Origin of the sequence: Paraburkholderia antibiotica (genome assembly GCF_012927125.1) — a bacterium.
Lineage (GTDB): Bacteria > Pseudomonadota > Gammaproteobacteria > Burkholderiales > Burkholderiaceae > Paraburkholderia > Paraburkholderia antibiotica.
This window is the reverse complement of sequence record NZ_JABBFZ010000008.1, coordinates 230,419-242,582: the sequence shown is the minus strand read 5'-3', so window position 1 is coordinate 242,582 and position 12,164 is coordinate 230,419. Positions and strand designations below refer to the sequence as shown.

The following is a 12,164-nucleotide window of genomic DNA, read 5'->3' as shown; positions in this document are numbered from 1 at the left end:
CCCCGGCGCGGCCTGCGCGCCACCTCGTCAAGACCAGCGATTCATACGCAACTCACCGGCGTGCTATTGCCCACATAACCGCCACAGGAGCCGATGTCCTCGATGCAGTCCTCCATCAGCGTGATCAGGTGGCGCAGCTTCTTGCCGGCGTATCTCTGCTTCTGGTAGGCACAGTAGACCCGCCGGTGTTCGGGTTTCCACTGTGGCAATACCGGCACCAGCAACTGGCAGTTCAGCTCCGGTTGCACGAAGAAATCCGGCAACAGCGCAATCCCGAAACCATCAATGCAGAAAGTCTTCATGACCCAATGGTCGTTGGTCGTGACGGTGACCCGCGGAAGATACGGCTGGCTGCCGTTTTCCGAATGCAACACCACGGGACACTTCTCGCCGCTGGCGGCCCGGATCACGATGCAATCATGGCGCGTCGCATCCAGCGGCGTGACCAGATCGCCCTTGCGCTTCAGATAGGACGGGCTCGCGTACAGCCCATAGCTGATGCGCCCCAGCAGCTTGCCGACGAGGTTCGGCATGTCCGGCGGCTCGGCGCAGATATAGCAGTCGACGTCTTCGGCGCTGGCGCAGCCCGGCAGCCCCGTGACGTCGAGATTGAGCCTGACATTGGGATGCCGGGCGACGAACAGCTTGGCGACATGCGAAGCGAAGTTGGTGCTGAACTCGCTATCGGCCTTGATCGATAGTTCTCCGCCGATCCCGGAGCTCAGTTCCTGAAGCTGCACCCGTGCCTGCTCCAGGCGCCCCGAAACGTCGGCGAGGATGTGCTCGCAATGCGCGTGGAACGCCCGGCCGGCCTCGGTCGGACTCATCCCCCGCGCGCGACGGTTGAACAGCGTGGCGCCGAGCGCTTCTTCCAGTCCCTGCAATTGCCGGCTCAGCGTGGCCTTCGAAATGCCGCTGATCGCTTCCGCCTGGGTCAGGCTGCCGGTCCGCATCACCAGCGAAAACGCCATCACCAGCCTGAAATCCAATTGCATAAAGCCCCCAGCAACGGTAGATACCGAAACTCGCAGTGTCATGCGGGAGCATGGCATTTCGCAATGCGGGAGAACGCGCCCCTTCTGAAGCCCACGGAAGATCCCGTCGAAGGGACCGCGCGCCGCGACGTCGTCGCATTGCTACGCCGCGAGCCGCTGCGCCGGCACGTATTCGTAGCCGAGCGTGCCCGCCACGGCTTCATGAGTTACACGGCCTTCGCACACGTTCAGTCCCGCGCACAGGTGCCGGTCTTCACGCAGCGCCTGCTTCCACCCCTTGCCGGCGATGGTGAGAGCGTGGCCGATGGTGGCATTGTTGAGCGCCAGCGTGGAGGTTCGCGCCACCGCGCCCGGCATGTTGGCCACGCAGTAATGGATGACGCCGTCCACCACGAAGGTCGGCTCCGCATGGGTGGTGGCGACGGACGTCTCGAAGCAGCCACCCTGATCGATCGCCACATCGACGACCACCGAGCCCGGCTTCATGCGCGCGATCATATCGCGGGTCACAAGTTTGGGCGCCGCGGCACCCGGAATCAGCACGCCGCCGATCACCAGATCCGCGCCCAGCACGACCTCTTCGACGGCCTGCGTGGTTGAGAATTGAGTAGCGATGCGATTGCCGTAGACGAGGTCCAGCTGGCGCAGACGGTCGATGTTGCGGTCGAGCACCGTCACGCGCGCGCCCATCCCCACCGCCATCTGCAAGGCATTGGCGCCGACCACGCCGGCCCCGACGATAACCACGCTGGCCCCCGGCACGCCGGGCACGCCGCCCAATAACAACCCCATGCCGCCCTTCGAGCGTTCGAGATACGCCGCGCCGGCCTGGACCGCCATGCGGCCGGCGACTTCGCTCATCGGCGCGAGCAACGGCAGGCCGCCGTTCGGCGAGGTGATGGTCTCGTAGGCAATGCAGATCGCCCCGGAATGCACCAGCGCCGCCGTCTGCGCCGGATCGGGCGCCAGGTGCAGGTAGGTATAGAGAATCTGCCCGGGCCGCAGCATCGCGCACTCCGCGGGCTGCGGCTCCTTCACCTTGACGATCATGTCCGCGCTCCCGAATATCTCCTGCGCGTGGCGGCTCAGGCGGGCACCGGCGGCCAGATACTGCTCGTCCGTCATGCCGATGGCCGCGCCGGCCCCGCTCTCCACCAGCACCTCGTGTCCGCGTGCGCACAGTTCGCGCACGCTGGCGGGCGTCAGTCCGACCCGATACTCGTGGTTCTTGATTTCCTTCGGTACGCCGATCCGCATGGTCAGTCTCCTCTTTTGCCCCTCGGGGCCGGTTGCAGAACGATATGCATCGATGCATCGACGCCGCGCGAGATTCGCGCCCGTCCATCTCCTTCGGAATCCCAATCAAAACATCCCGCCATCTCCGACTGGCGTCTATCGTGACAGTCAGCGCGCGAGCCCGGCCCACTCCAGCATCGCGTGCAACAGCACGTTGCAGCCGGCCTCCAGATGCTCCTGCCGCGCGTCCTCGATTTCGTTATGGCTGATGCCGTCCTTGCACGGCACGAAGATCATGCCGGACGGCGCGACACGGGCCGCGTAGATCGCGTCGTGCCCGGCTCCGGAGACCACGTCCATGTTCGAGTAGCCAAGCGCCGCCGTCGCCCGCCGCACCGCCTCCACGCAGCGCGGATGAAACTCGCACGGCGGGTAGTACGACACCCGTTCGATGCGGATCGGGAGACCGCTTTCCGACTGCACGCGCTCGACATAGGCGAGTATTTCGTCGTGCATCCGGTTCAGCAGCACGTCGTTCACGTTGCGCAGGTCGATGCTGAATCTGACGCTGCCCGGAATCACGTTGCGGCTGTTCGGAAACACCTGCACGAAGCCCACCGTGCCCCGGCCGTAAGGCGGATACCGATCGGCAATCGCGACCACTTCCTGCATCACGCGCGTGGCCACCTGCAGCGCGTCCTTGCGCAGCGGCATCGGCGTCGGGCCGGCGTGGGCTTCCATGCCGGTAATCTCGCAGTCGTACCACGCGAGGCCGAGCACGCCCGGCACCACGCCGATCACCTTGTCGGCATCCTCGAGCACCGGACCCTGTTCGATATGCGCCTCGAAGTACGCGCCGATCGGATGGCGGCCCGGCTCCTCGTCGCCGAGGTAGCCGATCGCTTCCAGCTCGTCGCGCACGCGCCGGCCGTCGATATCGCGCGCCGCATACGCATGCTCGAGCGTGAAGGCGCCGCAGAACACGCCCGAGCCCATCATCACCGGCACGAAGCGCGAGCCTTCCTCGTTGGTCCAGATCGCGATCTCGAGCGGCGCGCGGGTCCGCAGGCCGGCGGCGTCGAGCGTGCGCATCACTTCCAGCGCGGCCAGCACGCCGTAGTTGCCGTCGAACTTGCCGCCGGTGGGCTGCGTGTCGATGTGGCTGCCCGACACCACCGGCGGCAGATCGGGCTCGGTGCCCGCGCGGCGCATGAAGATATTGCCGATACGGTCGACCGTGACGGCGAGGCCCGCCGCGCGTCCCCACGACACCACCAGGTCGCGCCCCTGCCTGTCCAGCTCCGTCAGTGCCAGCCGCTTGACGCCGCCCTTCGGCGTGGCGCCGATCGCGGCGAGATCCATCAGCGAGCGCCACAGGCGCTCAGCGTCGATGCGCAAGTCCGTCATCGCTATGTCCTTGTCCGTGTAGTGGGCGAGGTGCCGGCCCCGGCGCGATACGCGGTGCGCGCGGGGCCGATACGCGCGCCTCGTTCAGTGGAAGGCGGGAATGATCTTTTCGCCGTATGTCTCGATGATCTCGGCTTCATTGCCGTTGTCGAGATAAATGTTGAACTGCGTGACGCCGGCCTCCCGCAGTTTGCCAATCTTCTCGATGTGCTGCTCCGGCGTGCCGAGCACGCAGAAGCTTTCGACCACGTCGGGCGTGATGAAGTCGAGATACGGATTGTCGCTCTGGCCGTGCTTCGAGTAGTCGTAGCCGCGCCGCTTCTCGATGTACGAGGTCAGACTCTTCGGCACCAGGTCCGAGTCCTTGCCGTACTTGTCGACGATGTCCGCCACGTGATTGCCGACCATCGCCGGAAACCATCTGGTGGCCTCGATGCACTCGTCCATCGAACCGAAATAAGCCGGTGCGGCGGCCTGCACGCGATATGTCGACATGTCGCGGCCGGCGCTCCTGCCGGCGGCGAGAGCCTGGTCGGTGAACCACTTGCACAGGCCCGGTTCGGCGATCTGCAGGATCAGCCCGTCGCCATGCTCGCCCGCGCACCTGAGCGCGATGGGGCCATAGGCAGCGATCCACACCGGCAGCTCATAGCCGTTGGCCCACGGAAACCTGACCGGCGCCTCGGCATCTTCGTACTTCACCTCGTCGCCGCGCACCATGCCTTTGACGGCCTGGGTGAAGGCCGCCACGCGGTCCATCGACGCCGGCTTTTTGCCCATCACGCGACGCGAGCTGTCGCCGCGGCCGAGACCGATGTCGATACGCCCCTTCGATTGCAGCGCCAGGCTACCGTACAGCGAGGCGGCCAGCGACCACTCGCGCACGTCGGGATTGGTCACGCACGGCGCGAAGCGCATGCGGGTGGTGTGCTCCATGCACATGGCCATGGCCACGAACGATTCGCGCCACAGAATGTGCGAATCGTAAAACCAGCAGTAGTCGAAGCCGTGCGCTTCGGCAAGGCGCACCAGCGCGCGGGCGCGGTCCGGCTCGACGAAGCCCTTGAAGCAGATGCCAAATTGCATGTCGTCTCTCCTCTGTAGGTACTTGAAATGGGTCAGGCCGGCGCGCCGGGCGCCCAGATGCGGATGCCCGCATGGCTGAACGGCACTTTCCTGCTGATGTTCAGGCGAATCAGGAGCGGCGTGATCGCCTCCACGCAGCGCGCGCTCGACGCCGGGCCCGCGTAGTACGCCGCCACGCCGATGCGGCCCACCAGCTCCGCCACCGCCTCGGCGGCATCGACATCGTTGCCGCACACCAGCACATCGCAATTGATCGACTGGTCGAGATGGTTGAGCGTATGCGCGGAGACGTTGTGCAATGCGCCGACCACGCGCGTGCGCTCGCCCAGCAGTGCCTGGGCGGCCTCGGTGGCCGAGCCTTCGGGCGGCATGCTCACGCTTTTGGGATCGCCCGGCGTGAGCGGCACCACGAGGTCGACCAGCGTCTTGCCCGCCAGCAGCGGCGCGATCGCGCGCAGCGTGGCGTCGTGGCCGGCATAGGGCACCGCCAGCATCACGAACTGTTCGGCGGCCACCACCGCGCGGTCGTTCTCGAAGCCGTCGATGCGCGCGCAGCGCGGCCGTCCCGCGAGTTTCGCGTTGAGATCGCGCGCGATTTCCACGCTGCGCGCGGCATCGCGCGAGCCGAGCGCGACCTCGATGCCCGCCATCGCGAATCGCAGGGCCAGCCCCTGCCCTTGCGGCCCGGTACCGCCGAGAATGGCTATGGTCATTGGAACAGGTCCTCCTTCAAGGGGCGCACCAGTTGCCTGGCATTCGCGCCGTGATCGATGTCCCAGCCCAGCCCGCGCACGAGCACCGCGGGCGTGAAGCTGTCCTTCCCCATCAACAGGCCGGCAGCGGCCGCCACTTCGTCGGCCAACGCCGGTTGCGATACCTGCAGCGGCCGGCCGTAGGCATCCGCGCGGCCGATCCAGTTGACGAGCGCCGGCACGTTAGCCACGCCGATGGCTACGTTGACCAGCCCCCGCCGCCACGCGCGCCCGAAGGTGTCGCTGACGATCACGCCGGGCGCGATGCCGCTGCGCGCAGCGATCGTCCGTGCCACGCGCGCGGCGCTGGCGTCCGGGTCGAGCGGCAGCAACAGCACCGTGCCGTCCTCGCCGACGTTGCTCTCGTCGATGGCGGCATTCGCGCAGACCCAGCCGTGCCGGTGCCGTGTGATCACGAGGCCGTCCGGCGGCACGCGCGCGACCCGCACCACGCCCACCGACTCGTCGAGCATGGCCTGCACCTTGCGCGGATCCTTGCCGCTGACTTCCGCGTATTGCCGCGCCGTGTCGCCCGGCTCGATATCGGCGAGCCGCCGCGTTCGGCCCTCCGCCTTCGAGACGATCTTCTGCGCAATCACCACGATGTCGCCGGCACGCCAGCGATAGCCGGCACGCTCCATCGCGGCAACGAGCAATGCGCCGACGTCGTCGCCTTCGCGCACCTCCGGAATACCGGGCAGTGCCACCAGTTCCATCGCGCGGCTTTGCGCCGTCATCGCCGTGCTCCCTTGCAGGCGGCGGGACCGCGACCGCACCCTGCCGCCCACGCCTCGGCGAGTTCGACGCAGTCCGCCGCGGTATCGATATCGCGCGCGAGAAACGGCAGGCAGCAGCGCGCCACGCTGAGCCCGCGCCGCCGCGCGCTGCGCGCATGGCGTGCCGCGGACTGCGGTCCGTAGTGAAACTCGAAAGGCTGCGGCGGCGCGAGCGCGAGCAGATTGGTGCCGCCGTCGTACGACTCGGCGAGCGTGAGCGCGTGACGCCGCGACAGCGCCAGCACCCGCGCGACCTCGGCCCGCAGCCAGACCGGCACATCGCCGGGGACGATCACGAGCCGCTCGTAGCCGCGCTCCAACGCGTGCCGCAAGGCCTGCGCGGCCGCCGCATTGAGCCCCGCCTCGCGCGTTTCCAGCAGCAGGCCCGCGCCGTGCCGCTCGGCCAACGCGGCGATCTCGCCGGCATCGGTCACAGCCATCACGTCGAAGTCCGGCCAGTACCCGCGGAAGAATCCCAGCGTGCGCTCGAACATCAGCAGCGCGAGCCGTTCGCGCTGGCGATCGTTCATCGCGGGAGCGAGGCGCGTCTTCGCGCGCGCCGGTGCTTTCATCGGAATGGCCACGAGCGTCTTCATGCCGCGCACTCCGGACGCACCGCGCGATCCGCCGGACGACCGCCGCGCAGATCGTCGCGCGCCCACGCCAGCAGAGCGCCGGCAAGCTCCGCCGATGCCTCGCGCGACGCAATGCGCGTCCCGGCGCACAGCACCGCGAGCCCGCGCTCGCGCAACGCCGCGCAATCGACGGCGTCGTCGGCATGGATGACCAGTCCGTCGAGCAGGCCCGCATAGCGCTGCGCGACGCCCGCGTTGCCGCCGGGCAACCCCATGTCGTCGAGCATCCGGTCCAGCGGCCCCTTGACGGCCTTGCCGCCGATCAACGGCGACACGGCAACGCACGGCGCCGTCGACGCGCGCAACGCTTCGCGCAGACCGCCGAGCGCCAGCATCGGCTCGATGGACAGCAGCGGATTGGACGGTGCGATCACCACCAGATCCGCGCGTTCGATCGCGCGCAGCGCGTCCGGCGTGACGACACGGTTCCGCGCTTCGCGGTAGCGCACCTCGCGCACGGCCGGCGCGGCGCGGCGGCCGACGAACCATTGCTGAAAGCGCAGCGTGCCTTCGTCGCAGACGATCTCCGTCGGCACCGGGCTGTCGCAGACGGGCAGCAATTCGGCCTCGACGCCGAAGCGCGCCGCCGCGGCCGCCATCACGTCACTCAGACGCTCGCCGAGCGAGAGCCGCCAGCTGCGCCAGATGTGCAGACCCATATCGGCGTCGCCGAGCTTCATCCATACCGGCGCGCCCAACTCGCCGAGCACGTCGAGTGCGCGCGTGGCGTCATCCCTCACGCCCCAGCCCTGGCGCGGATCGACCTTGCCGCTCAGCGTATAGAGCAGCGTGTCGAGGTCCGGACAGATTCGCAGTCCGTAGAAATCTTCGTCGTCGCCAATATTGGCGACGATGCCCAGACTGCCCGGTTCGAGCACCGCGTTCAGGCCCACAGCCATGCGCGCGCCGCCGACGCCGCCAGCCAGCAGCACGACGCGCGTGTCCTTGATCCGCTCACGCATGGACGGACTCCTTGCCGGCGCTCACGGCCGGCCGCGCCGGCCGTTGCAGGAACTGGACCGGATCGTAGGCGCGCGCCTTCAATGGCGGCAGCGCGACAGGGTCGTGGTCGGCGTAGTGTTCGAGCGGGACATAGAGCGTGCTGCGGCGCTCGGGCTGGCGACCGGCGTCGCGGATGATGCGGACCATCTCCGCCGCCGTGATCTCCTCGCCGAACGACGCCCCGGCCGAGCGCGAAATCGATTCGTCCATCAGCGTGCCGCCGAAATCGTTGGCGCCCGCCGCCAGCAACGCCTGTCCGGCTTGCGGCCCGAGCTTGACCCACGACACCTGGATATTGTCGATCCAGCCCGCCAGCATCAGCCGGGCGATCGCATGCACCTTGAGGTGCTCGACCAGCGTGGCGCCGGCCCGCACGCCGGGAATCTCGCGCTCCATGTAGAGCGGCGCCTCGTTATGCACGAAACCGAGCGGCACGAACTCGGTGAAGCCGCCGGTCTGCTTCTGGATTGCGCGCAGCAGGTCGAGATGCGCGGCCCAGTGGCGCGGGCCGTCCACATGCCCGTACATCATCGTGGAGGTGCTGCGCAGGCCCACGCCGTGAGCCGCGCGGACGATCTCCACCCACGCCTCGGCGGACAGCTTGTTGCGCGTCAGTTGCCGGCGCACCTCGGTATCGAGGATCTCCGCCGCCGTGCCGGGGATCGAACCGAGCCCCGCCGCCTTCAGCTCGCGCAGATAGTCGGCGGGGGCCTGCCTGCGCTTCTTCGCGCCGTACCAGATCTCGAACGGCGAGAACGCATGAACGTGCATGTCGGGCACGCGCGTCCTGATCGCGCGCAGGATGTCGAGATAGTGATCGGCGGACAGGTCGGGATGCAGGCCGCCCTGGATGCAGACCTCGGTCGCTCCGCGCGCCTTCGCCACCTCGGCACGGTGCGCGATCTCGTCCATCGACAGCAGTTCCGCGCCCGCCTCTTCGCGCCGTTTGGCAAAGCCGCAAAACCGGCAGCCCATGTAGCAGACGTTGGTGAAATTGATATTGCGGGTCACGACGAAGCTGACCGTGTCGCCGACGCGCTCGCGGCGGATCCGGTCGGCGGCGGCGACCACCGCCTTCAGATCGTCGCCGTCGCTGCCGAACAGGATTTCGCCTTCGTCGCGGGAGATTTCCGCACCGTCGAGACGACGCGCGAGGATGCCGCGTACCGTCGGCGTCGCGCGCGCCAGCAGGCGTTCGGGCTCGACACCGTCGCGGCATGCGGCGAGATGGTCGAACCAGTCTGCGTCCGTCATGGTGGTCATGCTGCGCACTCCTCATGAGTCGCCACCGGCGTGGCCTCGTACTGTTGCAGCGCGAGCCCGTCGGCGCGTGCCAGGCTCGCCAGCGCGCGCCGCGGCGCCGGCGCGAGGAACGCGCGCTCGCGCAGATAACGCGGATAGGTGGTCAGCCGTTCGGCCAGCGTCAGGCCGCGGCCCCGGCTGCGGCGCGCCACATCGTGGATGGCCGGCCACGCGCGTTCGGGGTTGATGTGATCGGCGGTGACGGGAGAAATCCCGCCCCAGTCGTTGATGCCCGCGTCGAGGTAGTCCTCGAACGCCTCGGCGAGATTGGGCGGCGCCTGCAGCGAGATGTCGGCGGGCAGCATGAGGCGCGCGACGGCCAGCGTGCGCAGCATGTCGTCATGACCCGGCTCCTGCCACGTCGCCATCGGCGTCCCCGGCTTGGCGCGGAAATTCTGGACGATCACTTCCTGGAGGTGGCCGTGACGCGCGTGCAGTTCGGCGATCGCGAGCAGGCTGTCGATCCGTTCGGCCCACGTCTCACCAATGCCGATCAGGATGCCAGTGGTCGTGGCGATCCGCGCGATGCCGGCCATCTCCAGCGTGCGCAGACGCTGCACCGGCACCTTGTCGGGACACGCGTAGTGCGCCATACCGCGCTGTACCAACCGGCGGCTCACGTTCTCCAGCATCAGGCCGACGCTACCGCACACCGACTTGAGGCGCACGAGTTCGTCGCGCGTCAGCGTGCCGGCGTTCACATGCGGAATCAGCGACGTCTCAGTCAGCACACGCCCGGCCATCGCGACCACGTAGTCCATCGTGCTCGCGTAGCCGAGTGCGTCCAGCGCCGCGCGGGCCTCGGGATAACGCAGCTCCGGCTTCTCGCCCAGCGAGAACAGCGCCTCCTTGCAGCCGAGCGCCTCGCCGCGCGCGGCAATCGCCATCACCTGCGCGGGCGTCAGATAACCGGCACCCGCCTCGCCCGGCTGCCGCGCGAACGTGCAATAGCCGCACTGGTCCCGGCACAGGTTAGTGAGCGGAATGAAAACCTTGCGGGAATAGGTCACCGTGGTGCCCCATGCCCGCTGCCGCACGTCGCGCGCCTGTTCCATCAGCGGCAGCAACTCGTCGCCGCTCAACTCGCCCATTGCAATCGCTTCGGCTCTGGAGAGCATGTCGTTCGCTCCACCGCTAAGGTTGAGAAGGGTCGGCCCGTTGCCGCGCCCAGGCGCGAGACCGACAGGATCGACGGGAGCGCGCGCTCAGGCGTCCTGCGTCTGCTTGCGGCGCAGCGCGTCGAACATCGCGCCGAACGGCTTGCGTTCGACGTAACGTCCCGCGCCCTTGACGGCGCGCAGATCCCCTTGTGCATAGACCACCCTGCCGCGGCTGATCGTGTGGCTCGGATTGCCGCGCACGGTGCGCCCCTCGAACACATTGAAGCCGCCCTTCGCATGCTGGGTGCGTGCCGAGATGGTGCGCGTGGCTTCCGGGTCCCACACCACCAGGTCGGCATCGGCACCCACGGCGACCACGCCTTTGCGCGGGTGCATATTGAAGATCTGCGCGGCGTTGGCGGACGTAACCCTGACGAACTCCGACGGCGTCAGGCGTCCGCTGTTGACCCCTGCATCCCAGATCACCGACATGCGATCCTCGATGCCGCCGCAGCCGTTGGGGATCTTCGTGAAGTCGTCGCGGCCCATGGCTTTCTGCTGCGCGCAGAAGGTGCAATGATCGGTGCCCGTGGTGTGCAGGTTGCCGGCCTGCAGGCCGTTCCACAGCGAGCCCTGGTGCGCCCTGGAACGGAACGGCGGGCTCATCACGTGGCCGGCGGCGAAGTCGAAGTCGGGATCGCGGTAGACCGAGTCGTCGATCACCAGGTGGCCCGCGAGCGCCTCGCCGAACACTCGCTGTCCGCGCGAGCGGGCCAGCGCGATCGCGGCCACCGACTCGGCACACGACACATGCACGATGTAGAGCGGCGTGCGCATCACATCGGCAATCGCGATCGCGCGTTGCACCGCCTCGGCCTCCACCGCCGGCGGGCGCGACAGCGGATGCGCCGCGGGACCGGTGATGCCTTGGCGCAGCAACTCCTGCTGCAGCTGGAACACCAGTTCGCCGTTCTCGGCGTGCACGGTCGGCACCGCGCCGAGTTCGAGCGCACGGCGAAAGCTCTTCACGAGAATCTCGTCGTCCGCCATGATCGCGTTCTTGTATGCCATGAAGTGCTTGAAGCTATTGACGCCGTGCTGATCGACGAGCGTGCCCATGTCGGCATGCACCGAATCGTCCCACCACGTCACGGCGACGTGGAACGTGTAATCGCTGCACGCCTGCTCGGCCCAGCCGCGCCACGTCCGGAACGCCTCCATCAGCGACTGCTGCGGCGACGGAATCACGAAGTCCATGATGGTGGTGGTGCCGCCCGCGAGTCCCGCCGCCGTGCCCGTAAAGAAATCGTCGGCGGTGACGGTGCCCATGAAGGGCAATTGCATATGCGTGTGCGGATCGATGCCACCGGGCATCACGTACTGACCGCCGGCATCGATCACCTCGACGCCACCGTGGGCCTGCAGCCCGGCGCCGACCGCCACGATCTTTCCTTGCTCGCACAGTACGTCGGCGCGCGCTTCGCCGTCCGCGTTGACAACCACACCGCCTCGAATCAGTACGCTCATTTCAGGCTCCCGATCTGTCGCTCGTGTTCCGGCATGCCCTTGCCGGGGCTGTTGAGGCGATAGTACGGAGCCCGTCACACAGCGGACATGGACGGCTGCACAGTTTGTCCGCCTGCCGTCCTTGCGATGCCGGACAACTGTGCAGACTGCGGCAGCAACACAGTTCGGCTTTGGCCCGATTCATCGCACGGATATCTCGCGAAACTGTACAGACGGAGCCGGCAAACGCTTTTTCAACCGCGCCATCGCAGCGAGGCGTCAGGCGCGGTGACTGCATATGTTCTTGCCCATTATGGTTAGCAACCATGCATCAACGCCACACCGTCGCAGGAGCATTTCGCCCGGT

General features: G+C 67.7%; 11 protein-coding genes. All 11 read right to left on the bottom strand.

The window, feature by feature from the left end; all coding sequences use genetic code 11:
• Positions 1-41 precede the first annotated feature (41 nt).
• A complete protein-coding gene (locus tag HHL14_RS16150) occupies positions 42-995 on the bottom strand; it encodes a LysR family transcriptional regulator (RefSeq protein ID WP_169498608.1) in 954 nt (317 codons plus the stop codon).
• A 141-nt stretch (positions 996-1,136) separates the two neighbouring features.
• Positions 1,137-2,252, bottom strand: coding sequence for an alanine dehydrogenase (gene ald, locus HHL14_RS16145; protein WP_169498607.1), 1,116 nt, complete (start codon positions 2,250-2,252; stop codon positions 1,137-1,139).
• Positions 2,253-2,399: 147 nt separating this feature from the next.
• Entirely contained in the window at positions 2,400-3,638 is a 1,239-nt protein-coding gene (locus HHL14_RS16140; protein ID WP_169498606.1) for a Zn-dependent hydrolase, read from the bottom strand.
• 84 nt (positions 3,639-3,722) lie between these two features.
• Entirely contained in the window at positions 3,723-4,724 is a 1,002-nt protein-coding gene (locus HHL14_RS16135; protein ID WP_169498605.1) for a TIGR03842 family LLM class F420-dependent oxidoreductase, read from the bottom strand.
• Between the two features lie 32 nt (positions 4,725-4,756).
• Complete coding sequence (npdG, locus tag HHL14_RS16130; RefSeq protein WP_169498604.1) at positions 4,757-5,437, bottom strand: NADPH-dependent F420 reductase; 681 nt, start codon at positions 5,435-5,437, stop codon at positions 4,757-4,759.
• A complete protein-coding gene (gene cofE / locus HHL14_RS16125; protein ID WP_169498603.1) occupies positions 5,434-6,213 on the bottom strand; it encodes a coenzyme F420-0:L-glutamate ligase in 780 nt (259 codons plus the stop codon). The genes npdG and cofE overlap by 4 nt, the downstream gene beginning before the upstream one ends.
• A complete protein-coding gene (gene cofC, locus HHL14_RS16120) occupies positions 6,210-6,848 on the bottom strand; it encodes a 2-phospho-L-lactate guanylyltransferase (protein ID WP_169498602.1) in 639 nt (212 codons plus the stop codon). The genes cofE and cofC overlap by 4 nt, the downstream gene beginning before the upstream one ends.
• On the bottom strand, positions 6,845-7,849 hold the full coding sequence (gene cofD, locus HHL14_RS16115) for a 2-phospho-L-lactate transferase (RefSeq protein ID WP_169498601.1): 1,005 nt from the start codon (positions 7,847-7,849) through the stop codon (positions 6,845-6,847). Before cofD ends, cofC begins: the two co-directional genes overlap by 4 nt.
• A complete protein-coding gene (gene cofH / locus HHL14_RS16110) occupies positions 7,842-9,152 on the bottom strand; it encodes a 5-amino-6-(D-ribitylamino)uracil--L-tyrosine 4-hydroxyphenyl transferase CofH (protein WP_169498600.1) in 1,311 nt (436 codons plus the stop codon). Before cofH ends, cofD begins: the two co-directional genes overlap by 8 nt.
• On the bottom strand, positions 9,149-10,309 hold the full coding sequence (cofG, locus tag HHL14_RS16105) for a 7,8-didemethyl-8-hydroxy-5-deazariboflavin synthase CofG (protein WP_169498599.1): 1,161 nt from the start codon (positions 10,307-10,309) through the stop codon (positions 9,149-9,151). Before cofG ends, cofH begins: the two co-directional genes overlap by 4 nt.
• Positions 10,310-10,396: 87 nt before the next feature.
• Positions 10,397-11,818 (bottom strand): dihydropyrimidinase, encoded by a 1,422-nt coding sequence (gene hydA, locus HHL14_RS16100; RefSeq protein ID WP_169498598.1) that lies wholly within the window; start codon positions 11,816-11,818, stop codon positions 10,397-10,399.
• Positions 11,819-12,164 lie beyond the last annotated feature (346 nt).